Consider the following 18677-nt stretch of genomic DNA (forward strand, 5'->3'; position numbering starts at 1 on the left):
CAGGCGGTCAATGGAGTGACAGCATATGCCCAGTACCCTCAAACGTGTCTTCGGTTTCGATCAGCTGCGGCCCGGCCAGGAAACGGTCATCAGCGCCGTACTCGCCGGCCGCTCGGCTGCGGCGATCTTCCCCACCGGCTCGGGCAAGTCCCTGTGCTACCAGTTGCCGGCATTGCATTTGCCGCACCTGACCGTGGTGGTCTCGCCGCTGCTGGCACTGATGCAGGATCAGCTCGCCTTTCTGCATCGGCATGGCATCAGTGCGGCCAGCATCGATTCGGCGCAGAGCCGCGAGCAGGTCAGCGAAACCATGGCCAAGGCGAAGTCTGGTGAGCTGAAGATCCTGATGATTTCGGTCGAGCGCCTGAAGAACGAGCGGTTTCGCAACTTCATCGCTGGCGTGCCGATTTCCCTGCTGGTGGTCGACGAAGCTCACTGCATCTCCGAGTGGGGCCACAACTTCCGCCCGGACTACCTGAAGCTGCCGGATTATCAGCGTCAGTTCGCTATCGCCCAGGTGCTGCTGCTCACCGCCACGGCCACGCCGCCGGTGATTGCCGATATGCAGAAGAAGTTCGCCATCGCCGCCGAGGACGTGGTCACCACCGGTTTCTATCGGCCCAACCTGAACCTGCTGGTCGAGCCCGTGGCGGGCCGTGACAAGCAACGGCGCTTGCAGCAATGGTTGGGCGCTAAGCGGGGCGAGCCGAGCATCGTCTATGTCACCCAGCAGAAGACCGCGGAGCAGGTGGCCGAGCAACTCAGCCACCAGGGCCTTTCCGTCAGCGCCTACCACGCCGGCATGGGGCATGAGATCCGTGAGGCGATCCAGCGCCGCTTCATGGGGGGTGAGTTGGGCTGCATTGTCGCGACCATCGCCTTCGGCATGGGCATCGACAAGCGTGATATCCTCAACGTGGTGCATTTCGACCTGCCCAAGTCGGTAGAGAACTACAGCCAGGAGATTGGCCGCGCCGGCCGTGATGGCGAACCCTCGGATTGCCTGGTGCTGGCCAACCGCGACAGCCTCAACGTGCTGGAAAACTTTGTCTACGGCGATACGCCGGAGCAAGAGGGCATCGTCAGAGTGCTCGAGGAAATTCGCGACAACGCCAGCGGCGGTCAGTGGGAAATGACCATCAATGCGCTGAGCGACCACAGCAATATCCGCCAGTTGCCGCTCAAGACGCTGCTCGTGCAACTGGAGCTACGCGGCATCATCGCGCCGCGTTATGCCTACTTCGCCGAATACCGCTTCAAGTACCTGATCGAACCCGAGGCCTTGCTGGCGCGTTTCGAAGGGGAGCGCCGGCAGTTCGTCGAAGCCATCGTCAACGCCTCGACCCGGGCGCGTACCTGGTGCACGGTGGATTTCGACGCCCTGTATAGCAGCCACCAGGCGGAGCGCGCGCGGGTGGTCAAAGCGCTGGACTTCTTCCAGGAGCGCGGCTGGATCGAGCTGGAAAGCAAGCAAATGACCGATGTCTATGCCGTGTTGCAGGACTACGACTCGCAGGCTCTGGCGGGCGAGCTGCACGGCTACTTCCAGGCTCAGGAGGGCAGCGAGATCCGGCGTATCCAGGCCATGCTCGAGCTGTTCGCCAGTGAGCAGTGCCTGAGCCATCGCCTAGCGGTGTACTTCGGCGACGAGCGTGCGCCACGGCAGTGCGGGCACTGCTCGGTCTGTCGCGGCCAGGTCGCTCACCTGCCGGAGCCGCCTTCGCTCGCGCCGTTGGCGGGCCTTGATCGTGATCAGTTGTGTGGCGCGTTCATCAGCAAGTACCAAGGCGCCCGCGCGGGTGAATTGCCCAGTAACGAATGTCTGGCGCGCTTCTTGTGCGGCATCAGCGTGCCGCTGTTCACCCGCCTCAAGGCCCGACAGATCAGTGGTTTCGCGGCGTTGGAGGACTATCCGTACAGCGAGATCAGGGCCTGGTTGAGCGCGGGTTGAGCCGGCTGTCGAAATACCACTCGCCCGAGTAGGCCATACTGCAACGCTTCGACTCCGAGAGCGTTGCCATGTCCCTTTCTCTGCCGCAGCGCGTGGCCCGCGCGATCAATGCACAGCCCGGAGAGCTGGCAGCCGCTCTGGCGGGCTTCGCGCTGTTTTTCTGCCTGTTCTGCGGTTACTTCATGCTCCGGCCGATCCGTGAGTCCATGGGTATCCAGGCCGGTGTGGAGAACCTGCAGTGGCTGTTCACCGCGACCTTCGTGGTCATGTTACTGGCCGTGCCGCTCTTCGCCTGGCTCAACTCCAGAGTGCCGCGCATTCATTTCATCGACTGGGTCTACGGCTTCTTCTGCCTCAACCTGCTGGCTTTCGCCGTGGCATTCAGTGTCACCAGCGAGAGCTTGTGGATGGCACGGGTGTTCTACGTGTGGATCTCGGTCTACAACCTGTTCGTGGTGTCGGTGGCCTGGAGCCTGATGGCCGATGTGTTCGACTCGCCCCAGGCCAAGCGGTTGTTCGCCTTCATCGCAGCCGGTGCCAGCGTCGGTGGCCTGGCAGGCCCGGCGCTCAGTGCGCTGCTGGTCGGCGCTATCGGTGCCAGTGGCCTGGCGTTGCTGGCGGCGGTGCTGCTGGCCGGGGCCCTGGCGCTCAAGCACTTCCTGATGGGCTGGCGCGAGCGCGCCGGAGCAGGGCGGCCGGGCGCCAGCCAGGCGGAAAATCCGCGGCGACCGGTGGCGGGTAATCCGTTCAGCGGTATGACCCGGGTGTTCCAGTCCTCCTACCTGCTGGGGATATCCGCTTTCGTCATCCTGCTCGCCACGGTCACCACCTTTCTGTACTTCGAGCAGGCGCGGCTGGTGGCCGAGCTGTTCCCTGATCGTGACGAGCAGGTGCGCGTGTTCGGGTTGATCGACTTCGTGGTGCAGGCGGGAGCGCTACTGGCCCAGTTGTTCATCACCGGGCGGGTCGCTCAGCGCCTGGGCGTACGCGCGCTGCTGGCGGCGGTGCCGGTGCTGATGTGCGTGGGTTTTCTCGCCCTGGCCATGGCACCCACCTTCGCCGTGCTGGCGGGGCTGATGATCGTGCGACGTATCGGTGAATACGCATTCGTACGGCCGGGGCGGGAAATGCTCTTCGCGCCGTTGGATGCCGAGAGCAAGTACAAGGCCAAGAACTTCATCGACACCGTGGTCTATCGCGGCGGTGATGCGGTCAGCGGTTGGGCCAAGAGCCTGATCGACATGCTCGGTTACGGCGTGGCGTTGATTGCGGTGATCGGAGCGCTGTGTGCGGCCATCTGGGGGCTGCTCGGCTGGTACCTGGGCGGTCGCGCCGATCGCGGTGAAACCGGCGTACAGCCGCCGAGCGAGAGCGGCGAGCCTCCGCTCATACGCTGATTAGCGAGCGCGCCTCGGCGAAGCAGGCTTCGGCCAGTGCCGAACGAGGTGCGCTGCGGCGCATGATCAGGCCCAGCGGCGCCAGGGTATGGGCGTCTTCGATGGGCGTCAGCACCAAGTCGTTGGTGAATTCGGCAAGGCCATTGCGCAGCGGCATGATCGAGCAGCACAGGCCGGCGCTGACGGCCTGCAGCAGCTGGTGAACGGCATCGGTTTCCAGCTTCGGCAGAGGTGTCAGCCCCCTTGAGCGGAAGCTGTGGTCGATCGACTGGCGAAAGTGCATACCGGCAGACAGCAGGCCCAGCGGCAGGTCGACCAGGCTTTCCCAGCGCAGGGTGGTTTCCGTGAACTGAAAATGGCGACGGTCATACAGCAGCCCCATGTGTGTCGCGGCCAGTTCCAGGCTGTCGAAATGTTCGCGGTCGAGACGGTCGAGGTACGACAGCCCGAGGTCGAGCTGATTGCTGCCGAGGCGCTCAAGGATTTGGTCGCTGCTCAGGGCGAACAACTGGAAGCGCAGCCCTGGATGCTGCTCGGCGAATAGCTGTACCAGATCCATCGGATCGAAACCTGACAGCGGCACCACGCCAAGGCGCAGGGTGCCGACCAGTTGCCCACGGCAGGCGGCTGCTTCTGCGTACAGCCCATCATGGGCCGCCATCAGGCTGCGGGCCCAGGCGAGGATGCGTTCACCTTCGGCGCTGAAACCTTCGAAGCGCTGTCCGCGTCGCACCAGTTCCAGGCCCAGCTCGTCTTCCAGCTTGCGCAGACGCATCGACAGCGTCGGCTGCGTTATGTGGCAGCGCGCTGCCGCCTGGCCGAAGTGGCGGGTCTCGTCGAGGGCGATCAGAAACTTGAGCTGCTTGATATCCATGGGGCGCTTCGTCTGGACGTAGGCGGCGCTATGAAGCGCACGAAGAGCGCCATGTCAGCTGGCGCCGGCGAGATTCTAGCAGCCGAATCAGGAGGGGACGGTGTCGTCTTCAGGTTGCGCTTGGCGCTCGCCCACCCAGTATTCGATCAGATCACGCAACTGCGACAGCTCCACCGGCTTGGCCATGTGGCCATCCATGCCGACCAGCCGCGCGCGTTCCTTGTGTTCATTGAGAATGTGCGCGGTCAATGCAACCACTGGAGTGCGTTGGCGGCGCTCGGCGATTTCCCAGGCGCGCAGTTGCTCGGTTGCAGAGAAACCATCGAGCACCGGCATTTCACAATCCATCAACACCAGGTCGTAGCGCTGTGCCTTCATCGCACTCAGTGCTTCTTCACCGTTGCTTGCCGTATCGGGCTGCACGTTGAGCTTGCCGAGCATGCCGCGAATCACCTTGGTGGAAATGCTGTTGTCTTCGGCGACCAGGATGCGGAAGTCTTCCGGCACCACCAGCGGTGTGGTACTGACAGCCATGGGGGCACGCTGTCCACGCTGACGCTGATCCAACTCGTCAGCCAGGGTGGCTTTGAGTGTGTAGCCTGCCACTGGCTTGGCGAGGATGCGCTTGATGCCGGCATTGCGCGCAATGACCTTGCTCGGCGCATGGCTGATGCCGGTGAGCATGATGATCAGGATATCGTTGTTGAGGCTCGGGTCTTCCTTGATCTTCGCGGCCAACTGCATGCCACTCATACCGGGCATGTCCTGATCGAGCAGCACCGCGTCGAAGTATTCGCGCATATGTGCCTTGGTGCGCAGCAGGGCCAGCGCTTCCTTGCCCGAAGGCACGCTGCTGACGTTCATACCCCAGGCGTTGCATTGCTGCAGCAAGACCTTGCGGCAGGTATCGTTGTCGTCCACCACCAGCAGGCGGGCGCCCTGTAGCGTGGCGTCGATATCGGTGCTTGGCTGTTGCAGGCGGGCGTTGTCCAGCGGCAGGGTCAACCACAGGGTCGAGCCCTGGTTGCCGCCGTTCTGAATGCCGAATTCGCCGCCCATCAGACGAATTAACTGGCGTGCGATGATCAGCCCCAGGCGACCGCCCAGGCGGGTAGCAGACAGGAAGTCACTGCTTTGCAGTTCGGTATTGAGCAGTGCGTCGCGTTCGCTGGCATTGAGCGGATGGCCACTGTCCTGCACGGCGAAGCGCAGGCGTGGTTGCTCACCGCTGGTATCGAGCGCCACCACCAGCAGAATCTCGCCTTCGCTGGTTTGTTTGAAGGCGTTGTCGAGCAGGCTCAGCAGGGTTTGCCGCAGGCGTGTCGGATCGCCGCTGACGATTCTTGGCACCTGGGGCTGGATGAAACTGATCAGTTCGATCTTTTGCAGTTCGGCCTTGGCGCGGAAGATGTTCAGGCAATCTTCGGTCAAGGCGTTGAGATCGAACTGCACGTCGTCCAGTTCGATCTGCCCGGACTCCAACCTGGAGATGTCGAGAATCTCGTTGATCAGGTTGAGCAACTCGTTGCCGGAACTGTGGATGGTCTGCACGTAGTCACGCTGTTTCGCCGACAGCGGCGTGCCGAGCAGCAACTCGGTCATGCCTAGCACGCCGTTCATGGGGGTGCGGATCTCGTGGCTGATCTTGGCGAGAAACTCGGCCTTGGCTTTCATCTCCGCATCGTTGGTGGCCAATGCGGTTCGTGCCCGCGAGGCGGCCCGCTGCAACTGCCGCTGGTGCTCGGCCAGGGCGGCACTGAGCACCACACCGCTTAGCGTGGCGATGGTGAAGACGCCAGTCACCAGCCAGCCGGGGTCGAGCTGATTGAAACCGAGGAGAATCGGGATGAACAGTCCGAAACCGACATTGAAGACCACCATGCCGCTGACGAGCAGCCGTGCCGACTGGTAACCGTTATGCCAATGCACGCTGCTAACGACCAGCACACTCAGCGTGCCCAACAATACTGTCAGGTAGACCAGCGCGCTGTACCAGAGCAGGCCAGTGATCGCAATGATCAGCCCCAGCCCAAGGGCCAGTAGCGCATGCCCCTGCAGCAGCCAGTTGAGCTTGTGGTGCCGCATCGGCGTGCTGCGAAAGAAACCGAGCGCGAAGGACGATAGGCAGAACGCGGCAATCAGCGCGCTGATATCGGCGATCAGCGACTGGTTGTAACCGAGGCTCGGCACCCATAACGCGAGCATACCCAGGTTCGCCGCCGCGCAAATCGCCAGCCCGCTATGCAGGCCAGCGAGCCAGAGGCTGCAGACCGAGCGCGCGTAGGCGAAGCGAAGCAGGTTGTAGACCACCACCAGTAGCAGGGCACCGAGCAGGGCGCCGAACAGGTAGGCAGGTTTTTCCAGGCTGACCAGTTCGCTCTCGTCGATGACCTTGAACCAGGCCATCAGTGGATGGTTGGAGGTCATCCGTACATAGACTTCCCGCGCCTGCCCGTCATTGGGTAAGGACATCAGGTACGCACGCGAGGGCAGCGGCCGTGAGCTTAGCGGCATCGATTCGCCGGTGTGCACGCTCTGCTCGACCTGTGTGCCTTGCAGTAGGTAGTAATCGAGCAACTGCACGCGCGGGGCGAATACCCAAAGCCAGTAGGGTGCTCCGTGTTCAGGCACGTCGAAACGCAACCACACGGCTTTCTGGCTGGGAGGGTAAGTAAAGGCGAGGTTATCGAGTGGGAGGAACTGGTTGCGCTGGTTGCGCACCTCCTCCAGCGTCATCTGGGCGTTGTCGTCGACGAATACCGACCAGCCACTGGCATAGGGAGCTGAGGCCTTATGTGGCGCTGCCATGCCCGGCAGGCAGGCACCGGCTAATAGCAGGCTAACGAGTAAACCTATGGCAATCCTGAGCCGTCGCACGAGGCAATCCCTTTTAGGTGGTACGGCTGGATTATAGCCAGCTGTAGGGGCGCAGACTATGACACTGAGACGCTATCCTGACAGCCTGGGCAGCTCGATGATCCGTAGTGCTCAGGTATTGCAGACAGGCGGCATCGATTGATGCCGCCGTCTTGTTACCTCAGTTTTCGCCACGCTCGCGGGCGATCGCGCGGTAGCCGATATCGTTGCGGTGGAACATGCCGTTCCAGCGAATCTTCTCGGCCAGGCGGTAAGCCTGCTGCTGGGCGTCGGCAACGCTGGCGCCGATGGCTGTGGCGCAGAGCACACGGCCGCCGGCAGTGACGACCTGGCCGTCTTTCAGCGCGGTACCGGCGTGGAACACCTTGCCTTCCAGCGTGGCGGCGTCGTCGAGGCCTTCGATCACGTCACCCTTGGCGTAGTCGCCTGGGTAACCGCCGGCAGCCAGCACGACGCCGACGGTTGGGCGTGGATCCCAGCGTGCTTCGACCTTGTCCAGCGCCTTGGCCAGTGCGGCCTCTACCAGCAGCACCAGAGAGGACTCCAGACGCACCATGATCGGCTGGGTTTCCGGGTCGCCGAAACGGCAGTTGAATTCGATGACCTTCGGCTTACCGGCCTTGTCGATCATCAGGCCCGCGTACAGGAATCCAGTGTAGACATTGCCTTCGGCCGCCATGCCGCGCACGGTTGGGTAGATGACTTCGTCCATCACCCGCTTGTGCACCTCGGCGGTTACCACCGGAGCTGGCGAGTAAGCACCCATGCCACCGGTGTTCGGGCCGCTGTCGGCATCACCAACGCGCTTGTGATCCTGGCTGGTGGCCATCGGCAACACGTTCTCGCCGTCGACCATGACGATGAAGCTGGCTTCTTCGCCGTCGAGGAATTCCTCGATCACCACCCGCGAACCGGCTTCGCCGAAAGCATTGCCGGCGAGCATGTCGCGCACGGCGTCTTCGGCTTCCTGCAGGGTCAGGGCGACGATCACGCCTTTGCCTGCCGCCAGGCCGTCGGCCTTGATCACGATAGGCGCGCCTTTTTCACGCAGGTAGGCCAGGGCAGGCTCCACTTCGGTGAAATTCTGGTAGTCGGCGGTAGGGATGTTCTGGCGCGCCAGGAAATCCTTGGTGAAGGCCTTGGAGCCTTCCAGCTGGGCGGCTGCCGCAGTGGGGCCAAAGATATCCAGCTTGCGGGTACGGAACAGATCGACCACACCTTTGACCAGTGGCGCTTCCGGGCCGACGATGGTCAGTTGCACGTTCTGCTCGGCGAAATCGGCCAGCGCCTGGATATCCAGGACGTCGATGGCGACGTTTTCACATTTGGCTTCGGTGGCGGTGCCAGCGTTGCCCGGGGCGATGAAGACTTTCTCGACGCGCTTGTCCTGCGCCACTTTCCAGGCCAGGGCGTGTTCACGACCGCCGCTGCCGATGATCAATACGTTCATGTCTCTCTCCCAATGGAGGCGGGCCTTGGGCCCGTTCGGTGGATAGTGCTTTTACTATCCACCCTACGAAATAGGGCTGACGCAGGGTGGATGGCCGAAGCCATCCACCAGCCAATCAGTGGCGGAAATGGCGCATGCCGGTGAAGACCATGGCAATACCGGCTTCGTCGGCGGCAGCGATCACTTCAGCATCGCGCATCGAGCCGCCAGGCTGGATCACTGCAGTGATGCCATTGGCAGCAGCGTTATCCAGGCCGTCGCGGAATGGGAAGAAGGCATCGGAGGCCATTACCGAGCCGGCGACTTGCAGGCCAGCATGTTCAGCCTTGATCGCGGCGATGCGCGCGGAGTTGACGCGGCTCATCTGGCCGGCGCCGACGCCGATGGTCTGGCGGCTCTTGGCGTAGACGATGGCGTTGGATTTGACGAACTTGGCTACTTTCCAGGCGAAGATCAGGTCATGGACTTCCTGCTCGCTCGGCGCGCGCTGGGTGACGATCTTCAGATCGTCGGCGGTAATCATGCCGATATCGCGGCTCTGTACCAGCAGACCGCCGTTGACGCGTTTGAAATCCCAGCCCGGGGCGCGGTCGGTCGGCCATTCGCCGCACTCGAGCAGACGCACGTTGGCTTTGGCGGCGACCACTTCACGGGCGGCGGCGCTGATTTTCGGGGCGATGATCACTTCGACGAACTGGCGCTCGACGATGGCCTTGGCGGTTTCGCCATCCAGTTCGCGGTTGAAGGCGATGATGCCGCCAAACGCCGACTCGGTATCGGTGGCGTAAGCCAGGTCATAGGCCTTGCGGATGCCGCCTTCGCTGTCCAGCGCCACGGCCACGCCACACGGGTTGGCGTGTTTGACGATCACGCAGGCTGGCTTGACGAAGCTCTTCACGCATTCCAGCGCGGCGTCGGTATCGGCCACGTTGTTGAACGACAGTTCCTTGCCCTGCAGCTGCACGGCGGTCGCCACGCAGGCTTCGCTAGCATGCTCGACGTAGAACGCGGCTTTCTGGTGCGGGTTTTCACCGTAGCGCATGTCCTGCGCCTTGATGAACTGGGTGGTGAAGGTGCGCGGGAACAAGCTGCGGTCTTCGGTGGACAGTGTGTCGCGGCCCTGGTCGATGGTGCCCAGGTAGTTGGCGATCATGCCGTCATAGGCCGCGGTGTGCTCGAAGGCCTTGAGGGCCAAGTCGAAGCGCTGGGCGTAGCACAGGCCACCGATTTTCAGGGAGTCGATGACCGCGGCGTAATCGCCGGCATTGACCACGATGGCCACATCTTTGTGGTTTTTTGCAGCCGAACGCACCATGGTCGGCCCGCCGATATCGATGTTCTCGATGGCGTCGGCCAGGTCACAGCCCGGCTTGGCGACGGTGGCGGCGAAGGGGTACAGGTTGACGGCAACCAGGTCGATCGGCTTGATGCCGTGCTCGTCCATCACTGCGCCGTCGAGGGCGCGACGGCCAAGGATGCCACCGTGAATTTTCGGGTGCAGGGTCTTCACCCGGCCGTCCATCATCTCCGGAAAACCGGTGTAGTCGGCCACTTCCACTGCCGCCACGCCATTGTCCTTGAGCAGCTTGTAGGTGCCGCCGGTGGAGAGGATTTCCACGTTGAGGGCGACGAGCTCGCGGGCGAATTCGAGGATGCCGGTCTTGTCGGACACGCTGATCAGCGCACGGCGGACGGGGAGGCGAGTGGTCTGGTCGGTCATTACAGAATCCATCAGAGCGGGTTAATCAGTAAAAAGGGCGGCTTTTGGAGCCGCCCTTCTTCATGCATTCGGTGAGTTACAGCAGGTCGTACTGCTTGAGCTTCTTGCGCAGGGTGCCGCGGTTCAGGCCGAGCAGCTCGGAGGCTTTGGTCTGGTTACCCTTCACGTAGTTCATGACGGTTTCCAGCAGTGGGGCTTCCACTTCGGTGAGCACCAGATTGTAGACGTCTGTGACGTCCGCACCTTCAAGGTGAGCGAAGTAGTTGTGCAGGGCTTTTTCGACACTGCCGCGCAGGGTCTGGCCTTCTTCGCTCGGCGTATTGAGGTGCTGTTTCAAACTGGTGTTGTCGCTCACGGGTGCAATCCCACTTCCTAAAGTCTCGTTCAACAATGTCATGCGGCCACCCCTTTTCCGTCGTTGTAGCGTTCACCGAAGAACTGGCGAACGCTTGCACACTGCGCCTCCTGGCTGTCCAGACGATTGAACTCGGCTCGGAACTCGCGGGCGCCGGGTAGCGTGGCGAGGTACCAGCCAACATGCTTGCGGGCGATGCGCACACCCATCACATCGCCGTAGAAGGCGTGGAGGGCGGCCAGGTGCTCGAGCAGAATGCGTTCAATTTCGGTCAGCGCCGGGGCGGGGCAATGGGCACCGGTGCGCAGGTAATGCTCTATTTCTCTGAAAATCCATGGGCGCCCTTGGGCGGCCCTGCCGATCAGCAGACCATCGGCACCGGTTGCGGCCAGCACGTGGGCGGCCTTTTCCGGTGAGTCGATATCGCCATTGGCCAATACCGGGATGGACACCGCCTGCTTGATGGCGGCAATGGTGTCGTATTCGGCGTCGCCGGTGTACAGGTCGGCGCGGGTGCGGCCGTGTACGGCGAGGGCGACGATGCCGCATTGTTCGGCGATACGTGCCACGTCAACACCGTTCTTGTTCTGTCTGTCCCAGCCGGTGCGGATCTTCAGCGTGACCGGGACGTCTACCGCGGCGACCACCGCCTCGAGGATCGCCTGCACCAGTGGCTGATCCTTGAGTAGCGCGGAGCCAGCGGCCTTGTTGCAGACCTTCTTGGCCGGGCAACCCATGTTGATGTCGATGATCTGGGCGCCCAGTTGCACGTTGGCGCGGGCTGCCTCGGCGAGCATCTGCGGATCCCCACCGGCGATCTGCACGGAGCGTGGCTCCGGATCACCATCGTGGATCATGCGCAGGCTCGATTTACGCGTATTCCACAGGCGCACATCGCTGGTGACCATCTCCGACACCACCATGCCGGCGCCAAGGCGGCGGCAAAGCTGTCGGAATGGCTGATCGGTGACGCCGGCCATTGGGGCCAGGATCAGTCGATTGGGCAATGTATAGGGGCCGATGCTTAGCGCCGACATAGGGCTTCCCTGCTCAAGAGACGTGCTGTTGAGACCAGTAGGAGAGTGCGAAAAAGGGTGGAGATCATACCCGCTCTGAATGACCGGATAAAGGTGGTTTTGAACAAAATCTGAACAGTTGACCTGTGGTTTGCCGTCGCGCTGCCTGGTTGCCGCGTTGCAGACGGCTGCTCACTTGCAGCCGTCCATCGGCTGGCTGCGGCTACTCTGGCGAGTGGAAGTTGAGGCTGTAGTTCACCGCGCGGGCGCCGGGGTCGAGAATGTCGAGGGCGATATGGATCGGCGTCTGCGGCGGCATTTCCGCCTGGCCGGCGAGCTCGCCCGCCAGGTATTCGCTGGGTTTGAAGCGGCGACTGGCGATCAATTGACCGTTAAGGTCAGCAAAGCGCATCTCCAACAGCGGAAATGGCTGGGAGAAGGGCGCGCGGTTGTAGAGGATCGCGTCGACGACCAGTGCTCCGCTAAATTCCGGATGGCTGCGTACGACAAGATTGCTGCTCTTGATCTGCTCGATATCGACTTTCGAGGGCAGGCTGCAGCCGAGCACCGGGCACGCCTGCTCGAACCAGGGGCGGTACTGATCCTGGCGCGCCAGCTCGGCGTAGTGATAGATCACGTATTGCCCAGCCAGTGCAGCAGCAGCGAGCAGGTTCAGCAGCCCCCAGCCTAGCCAGCGCCCCCAGGGTTTGCGCGGTGGCTGCCAGTCGAGCTGCAATGGCTCTTCTTCGAGCTCGAACAGCGCGTCGCCACGCAGGTTCGGTTCGCTGCGCGCGCGCGTGCGCTGGGCGCTCTTCTGTTTGGGCGGCGACGGCTCTTCCAGGTCGTCGTCTGGGTGCTCAGGCTCAATGGCGGCAGGTTCGTTATCGCGTTGTGCGCTGAGGCTAAAGGTTGGCTCGGCATCGGTGCGCGTAGTGCTGCGTTTTTGGGGGGTGTCGATCAGGTCGCGGATGCCGGGTGTATTTGGAATCGGTGGCACATCGTCAGGCACGCTGGTGCTTGGCGGTGGTGGCTGACCGAAGTCCGGCGAGTCCAATAATGACGGCTCAATGAGTGGTTCGAGCTCCAGTTTGCTGACGGGCGGATCGTCGCGCAGCAGTGCCTCGGCCCAGCGCTCGTCATCGGCTGGTTCGTTATCTTCTTCCAGCTGGTCGAAGCGCGGCGTCTGCCGTGAGGGCTGGTCAAGCTCCAGGAACTGGCGAGAGAGCTGCTGTTCCTGTGCTTCGAGCTTGGCCAGCTCTTCGTCCAAGTCCAGGTCATCGAGATCCAGGTCGTCGTGAATCCACAGCGTTTCGTCATCGAGCTTGCTGGCAGGCTTGGCGGGCGGCGCCGCTTCTTGCGCAATACTCGGTGCAGGTGCAGGTGCAGGTGCAGGTGCAGGTGCAGGTGCAGGTGCAGGTGCAGGTGTCTTGGGTGCTGTAGGCGCGGTCGCGCGCATGTCCGGGATGTTGTGGCCCTGCTCGCGCAACTGGCGAGCAGCGTTGAACACCTGCAGGCAGGCGCCGCAGCGCACTGAACCCTGGGCAATACCGAGCTGAGCCAGGTTCACGCGGAAGCTGGTGCTGCAGTTCGGGCATTGGGTGATGAAACTTTCGGTCATGCGCAATCCGGCGGCCGGGGTGGCGGCGAAAACGGGCGGTTAGTCTAACTCAACTGCCTGACGAGCCAACACTACGGCATCGGCGTCGTCGGGCAGTTGCGACTTGAGTAGCCTGGATTAGCCAAAGGCGTAATCCGCGGGAAGGTCAGTCACCTTCACTCATCAACGGCGTACACCGCTGATACGTACCCAACCATCCAGCGTTGCGGTTGGGTCAAGCAGGAAGTTTGGCTCGTAGGCGGCGCGCACGTCCTCGGCTTGTTCGGCGAGGATGCCCGACAGTGCCAGACGGCCACCGCTTTTCACCAGGCGGGTGATCTGCGGCGCCAGGCTGACCAGCGGCCCGGCGAGAATGTTGGCGACCACGACATCGGCTGGCTCCTGGGGCAGGTCGGCCGGCAGGTAGACCGGGAAGCGCTCGTCGGCGATGCCGTTGCGCCCGGCGTTGTCGCGCGAAGCTTCAAGGGCCTGAGGATCGATATCGGTGCCGACTGCGTATGGTGCGCCGAGCAGCAAGGCGGCGATCGCCAGGATTCCCGAGCCGCAGCCGAAGTCCAGCACGCTGCAGCCTTCCAGTTCCTGGCCATCGAGCCATTGCAGGCACAGCGAGGTGGTTGGGTGGGTGCCGGTGCCAAACGCCAGGCCGGGGTCGAGCAGCAGGTTGACCGCGTCCGGCTCGGGTGCTTCGTGCCAGCTTGGTACGATCCATAGGCGTTGGCCGAAGCGCATCGGCGCGAAGCCGTCCATCCAGCTGCGCTCCCAATCCTGGTCGGCAATCGCCTCGAAGTGATGTTCGGGCAATTCGCCGCCGGTCAGCAACTGCAAGTGGGCGCTCAGGGCCTCGGCATCGGTGTCGGCTTCGAACAGGGCGAGCAGGTGGGTGTTGCTCCACAGGGGCGTGGTGCCCAGATCCGGCTCGAAGATCGGCTGATCTTCGGCATCCATGAAGGTAACCGATACCGCGCCGACGTCGAGCAAGGCATCTTCGTAGGTTTCAGCCTGTTCTGGGGTGATGGCGAGGCGCAGTTGTAACCAGGGCATGGATGGCTCCCGTGCAGGCAGCCTCGAGGCGGAGGCTCGGGCTGCAGAAAAAAGGCGGTCAATGATAATACGACCGGAAAAAACAAGGGAGCGGCCTTGGCCGCTCCCTGTCATACACACAACATACTGCTCGTTGCTTAGTGCTTATCCATACCCAGTTTCTTTTCCAGGTAGTGGATATTCACGCCGCCTTCGCAGAAGCCCTTGTCCACAACCAGGTTGCGGTGCAGAGGCACGTTGGTCTTGATGCCGTCGACGACGATTTCTTCCAGGGCATTACGCATGCGGGCCAGGGCCTCGTCACGAGTGGTGCCGTAGGTGATCAGCTTGCCGATCAGCGAGTCGTAGTTCGGCGGTACGGTGTAGCCGCTGTACAGGTGCGAGTCGACACGTACGCCGAAACCGCCTGGCGCGTGGAAGTGCTTCACCTTGCCGGGGCAAGGCATGAAGGTATCCGGGTCTTCGGCGTTGATGCGGCACTCCAGGGCGTGGCCCAGAAGCTTCACATCTTCCTGCTTGTACGACAGCTTGTTGCCCGCGGCGATGCTGAGCATCTCCTTGACGATGTCGATGCCGGTGACCATTTCGGTAACCGGGTGCTCGACCTGTACGCGGGTGTTCATCTCGATGAAGTAGAAACGACCGTCTTCATAGAGGAATTCGAACGTGCCGGCACCGCGATAGCCGATTTCGATACAGGCATCGACGCAGCGCTTGAGCACTTCGGCGCGGGCCTTCTCGTCGATCATCGGAGCCGGGGCTTCTTCTAGTACCTTCTGGTGACGACGCTGCAGCGAGCAGTCGCGGTCATAGAGGTGGATGGCGTTGCCTTGGCCGTCGGAGAGCACTTGGACTTCCACGTGACGTGGATTGCCGAGGAATTTCTCCAGGTAGACCATTGGGTTACCGAACACCGAACCGGCTTCGCTGCGGGTCAGTCGAGCCGACTTGATCAGCTCTTCTTCTTTCCACACCACGCGCATGCCGCGACCACCGCCGCCGCCAGCGGCCTTGATGATCACTGGGTAGCCGACTTCGCGGGCAATCGCCAGAGCGGTTGCTTCGTCCTCTGGCAGCGGGCCGTCAGAGCCAGGCACCACCGGTACGCCAGCTTTGATCATGGCCTGCTTGGCCGACACTTTGTCACCCATCAGGCGAATGGTGTCGGCTTTCGGGCCGATGAAGGCAAAACCGGAGTTTTCCACCTGCTCGGCGAAATCGGCGTTTTCCGCGAGGAAGCCGTAGCCGGGGTGGATGGCGGTCGCACCGGTGACTTCCGCGGCACTGATGATCGCCGGGATGTTCAGGTACGACAGGTTGCCGGGTGCCGGGCCGATGCAGACCGACTCATCGGCCAGGGCCAGGTGCATCAGTTCGCGGTCGGCAGTGGAGTGCACCGCTACGGTCTTGATGCCCAGTTCTTTACAGGCACGCAGGATGCGCAGGGCAATCTCGCCGCGGTTGGCGATCAGAACTTTTTCCAGCTTCTGCATTACGGGTTCCCCGTGCATCAGACGATGGTGAACAGCGGTTGATCGTATTCCACCGGCTGGCCGTTCTCGCCCAGGATGGATTCGATCGTGCCGCTGGTTTCGGCCTCGATGTGGTTCATCATCTTCATCGCTTCAACGATGCAGAGGATGTCGCCTTTCTTCACGGTCGAACCAACTTCAACGAAGTTGCCCGAGGTTGGCGAAGCAGCGCGGTAGAAAGTACCGACCATTGGCGAACGCACTACGGTGCCGTTCAGCTTGGCAGCAACTGGTGCGGCGGCTTCGGCAGCAACCGGAGCGGCTGCAGCAACTGGTGCCGGAGCCGGTGCATAGACAGGCTGGGCATAGGCCGGCTGTTTGCCGTGACGGCTAATGCGTACGGACTCTTCGCCTTCCTTGATTTCCAGTTCGTCGATGCCGGACTCTTCCAGCAGCTCGATCAGTTTTTTGACTTTGCGAATATCCATAGGTGTTCAACTCCCAGTCTGGTCAGGGTCGTTCAAGTTGTGCGAATGAACCGCCGCTTCAAGGCGCCGGTTTCAGGTGTTTTGGCTCGCCAGGTTTTCCAGGGCCGCCTCGAGGGCCAGCCGATAACCGCTGGCGCCGAGACCGCAGATCACGCCTACCGCCACGTCGGAAAAGTAGGAGTGATGCCGGAAAGGCTCGCGCTTGTGCACATTGGAGAGGTGCACTTCGATGAATGGGATGCTCACCGCCAGCAACGCGTCACGTAATGCGACGCTGGTGTGAGTGAAGGCGGCAGGGTTGATGATGATGAAATCGACGCCTTCGCCTCTGGCAGCATGGATACGGTCGATCAACTCATACTCGGCATTGCTCTGCAGGTACAGCAGATGATGGCCGGCCTCGCGGGCACGTTGCTCCAGGTCGAGATTGATCTGCTCGAGGGTCGTGGCGCCATAGGTGCCGGGCTCTCGGGTACCGAGCAGGTTCAAATTGGGGCCGTGCAAAACCAGTAGGGTCGACATGATCCGTGCTTCCTTCTTTTTAGCTGCGCGGACTCTGCCAGAAGTGCCGTAGGGATGTCCAGTTTTCGGGAGTAGTCGGCACGATGTCCGCATCTTTCGCCGAAGATGTGACCGAATTGCCTAAAAACGTTCTCGTGCTTGATTCAGGCGCTCGGAAAAGCCCGCGGCGTCGATCTCGCCGACCACCCGCAGGTCGTGCAATTCCTGGCCGCGGCCATCGAACAGCTGGATCGCTGGCGGATCGAACAGCTGGTAGCGGTCGAGCAGCGCGCGTTGGGCTGCCGTGCTGTCGGTCATGTCGAAACGCAGCAGATGATAGTCAGCCAACTGCGGGCCGACCTGTGGTGAGTTGAATACCTCGCGCTCGATCTTCTTGCAGCTGATGCACCAGTCGGCGTACCAGTCGAGTAACAGTGGCTGGCCTGCGCCCTTGGCCTGCGCCAGGGCCGCGTCCAGTTCCGCAGGGGTGCTGATGGTTTGCCAACTGCCGGCAGTCGTGGTGTTCTGCTCGGCGCCCGCCGAACCACTGCCCAGCGGTCGCAGCGGGTCGTCGCGGCCTTGCAGGGCGCCCGTCCAGGCTGCCAGGGCGTAGACCAGCAAAACCAGGCCGGCGAGCTGGGCCAGTTTGCCCCGCGCGCTTTTCGGCGTGAACTCCAGCGCTCCCAGGAACAGCGCGACGCCAGCGGCCAGCAGGCCCCACAGCGCCAGCGACAAACTGCCGGGCAAGACTCGTTCGAGCAGCCACACCGATACCGCCAGCAACATCACACCAAAGGCGTTGCGCACAGCGACCATCCAGGTACCGGATTTGGGCAGCAGCGCGCCGCCGCCAGCTGCGAAGATCACCAGCGGCGTGCCCATGCCCAAGCCGAGAGCGAACAGTTGCAACGCACCACCGACTGCATCGCCAGTGCTACTGATATAGAGCAGCAGCGCGGTGAACGGCGCGGTGATGCAGGGGGAAACGATCAGGCTGGAAAGCACGCCCAGCGTCGCTGCGCCGGCCAGAGTGCCACCTTGTGTCTGCGCTGCCTTGCGATCCAGACGCTCGCGGATGAAGGCCGGCAGGCGCAGTTCGAAGACGCCGAACATGGCCACCGCGAACACCGCGAAGAACAGCGCGAACGGCACCAGAATCCATGGGGATTGCAGCATTGCCTGCAGGTTGAGCTTGGCGCCGAACAGCCCCATCAGGGCACCGAGGGCGGCATAGCAGGCCGCCATCGGCAACACGTAGGCCAGCGACAGCGCCAGTCCGCGACCTCTGCTCGGGCGGCCACGCAGCACTACGCCGGAGAGGATTGGCAGCATGGGCAGCACGCAGGGCGTGAAGGTCAGCGTCAGGCCGGCTGCGAACATCAGCGCCAGATCGGCCCAGCTCCACCCAGCTTTGCTCGACAGCGCTTCGCCACTCGAAGCGGCAACCCCGCCATTGATGGCCAGCGTCTCGGTTTCTGGCGGATAGCACAGGCCTTTGTCTGCGCAGCCCTGGTAAGTGACGGCGAGGTTGAGTGGGCGATTATCCGGATTGTTGAGCGGCACCTCGACATCCAGCACCTCGTAGAACACCTGCACGTCGCCAAAGTACTGGTCGTTCTTGTGCAGGCCTTCCGGCACTTCCACGGGCGCGCCCGCCAGCGCAGCGGGCTCGACCTTGAACTTGAACTGGTGATGATAGAGGTAATAGCCCTCGGCCGCGACGAAACGCAAGGTCGCGGAAGTGGGCGTGCTGTTCACCAGGCTCAGCTTGAACGCCTCGTGTACGGGCAGAAAATCCGCGCTGTTATTAAGCGCCTGGCCGAGAGGTGCGGCGTTCGGGCGGCTGTCGAAAACACCGGCGCTGGCAGGCAGGACGAAGAGCAACAACAGCAGGCAGAGGAAACGTGGCATGGGCAT

Annotated in this window: 14 protein-coding genes; 2 read left to right on the forward strand and 12 right to left on the reverse strand. The window is 62.5% G+C overall.

Going from position 1 to position 18677, the window contains the following annotated elements; all coding sequences use genetic code 11:
* The first annotated feature begins 25 nt into the window (after positions 1-25).
* Together K5Q02_RS07480 and K5Q02_RS07485 are read left to right on the forward strand one after the other, a co-directional pair.
* Positions 26-1951, forward strand: a complete 1926-nt coding sequence (locus K5Q02_RS07480; RefSeq protein ID WP_225837917.1) for a RecQ family ATP-dependent DNA helicase — start codon at positions 26-28, stop codon at positions 1949-1951.
* A gap of 68 nt (positions 1952-2019) precedes the next feature.
* On the forward strand, positions 2020-3348 hold the full coding sequence (locus tag K5Q02_RS07485) for an NTP/NDP exchange transporter (protein WP_225837919.1): 1329 nt from the start codon (positions 2020-2022) through the stop codon (positions 3346-3348).
* Here the strand turns inward: K5Q02_RS07485 and K5Q02_RS07490 are convergent.
* The 12 genes from K5Q02_RS07490 to K5Q02_RS07545 all read right to left on the reverse strand — a co-directional run bounded on the left by K5Q02_RS07490 (position 3338) and on the right by K5Q02_RS07545 (position 18671).
* Positions 3338-4222: a LysR family transcriptional regulator gene (locus K5Q02_RS07490; protein ID WP_225837921.1), complete on the reverse strand. Its 885-nt coding sequence runs from the start codon at positions 4220-4222 to the stop codon at positions 3338-3340. The two genes, K5Q02_RS07485 and K5Q02_RS07490, sit on opposite strands and share 11 nt — an antisense overlap.
* 87 nt (positions 4223-4309) lie before the next feature.
* Positions 4310-7099 carry a hybrid sensor histidine kinase/response regulator gene (locus K5Q02_RS07495; protein WP_225837923.1) on the reverse strand — a complete coding sequence of 930 codons (2790 nt, stop codon included), beginning with the start codon at positions 7097-7099 and terminating at the stop codon, positions 4310-4312.
* A 160-nt stretch (positions 7100-7259) separates the two neighbouring features.
* Positions 7260-8549: a phosphoribosylamine--glycine ligase gene (gene purD / locus K5Q02_RS07500; RefSeq protein WP_225837925.1), complete on the reverse strand. Its 1290-nt coding sequence runs from the start codon at positions 8547-8549 to the stop codon at positions 7260-7262.
* A gap of 115 nt (positions 8550-8664) precedes the next feature.
* Positions 8665-10269: a bifunctional phosphoribosylaminoimidazolecarboxamide formyltransferase/IMP cyclohydrolase gene (purH, locus tag K5Q02_RS07505; protein ID WP_225837927.1), complete on the reverse strand. Its 1605-nt coding sequence runs from the start codon at positions 10267-10269 to the stop codon at positions 8665-8667.
* 76 nt (positions 10270-10345) lie between these two features.
* Positions 10346-10666, reverse strand: a complete 321-nt coding sequence (gene fis / locus K5Q02_RS07510; RefSeq protein WP_075962785.1) for a DNA-binding transcriptional regulator Fis — start codon at positions 10664-10666, stop codon at positions 10346-10348.
* A complete protein-coding gene (gene dusB / locus K5Q02_RS07515; protein WP_225837929.1) occupies positions 10663-11661 on the reverse strand; it encodes a tRNA dihydrouridine synthase DusB in 999 nt (332 codons plus the stop codon). The genes fis and dusB overlap by 4 nt, the downstream gene beginning before the upstream one ends.
* A 202-nt stretch (positions 11662-11863) precedes the next feature.
* Positions 11864-13258: a DUF3426 domain-containing protein gene (locus K5Q02_RS07520; protein ID WP_225837931.1), complete on the reverse strand. Its 1395-nt coding sequence runs from the start codon at positions 13256-13258 to the stop codon at positions 11864-11866.
* A 162-nt stretch (positions 13259-13420) separates the two neighbouring features.
* The gene (gene prmA / locus K5Q02_RS07525; RefSeq protein ID WP_225837933.1) at positions 13421-14299 is read right to left on the reverse strand and encodes a 50S ribosomal protein L11 methyltransferase; all 879 of its coding nucleotides are present in this window, start codon (positions 14297-14299) and stop codon (positions 13421-13423) included.
* A gap of 137 nt (positions 14300-14436) precedes the next feature.
* Positions 14437-15792, reverse strand: coding sequence for an acetyl-CoA carboxylase biotin carboxylase subunit (accC, locus tag K5Q02_RS07530; RefSeq protein WP_225837935.1), 1356 nt, complete (start codon positions 15790-15792; stop codon positions 14437-14439).
* 17 nt (positions 15793-15809) lie between these two features.
* Positions 15810-16259 carry an acetyl-CoA carboxylase biotin carboxyl carrier protein gene (accB, locus tag K5Q02_RS07535; RefSeq protein WP_225837937.1) on the reverse strand — a complete coding sequence of 150 codons (450 nt, stop codon included), beginning with the start codon at positions 16257-16259 and terminating at the stop codon, positions 15810-15812.
* A 72-nt stretch (positions 16260-16331) separates the two neighbouring features.
* Positions 16332-16781: a type II 3-dehydroquinate dehydratase gene (aroQ, locus tag K5Q02_RS07540; protein WP_225837939.1), complete on the reverse strand. Its 450-nt coding sequence runs from the start codon at positions 16779-16781 to the stop codon at positions 16332-16334.
* Positions 16782-16901: 120 nt separating this feature from the next.
* Positions 16902-18671, reverse strand: a complete 1770-nt coding sequence (locus K5Q02_RS07545) for a protein-disulfide reductase DsbD (RefSeq protein WP_442963976.1) — start codon at positions 18669-18671, stop codon at positions 16902-16904.
* Positions 18672-18677: the final 6 nt, after the last annotated feature.

The sequence above is a fragment of the Pseudomonas sp. MM211 genome (assembly GCF_020386635.1).
Classification (GTDB): Bacteria; Pseudomonadota; Gammaproteobacteria; order Pseudomonadales; family Pseudomonadaceae; genus Aquipseudomonas.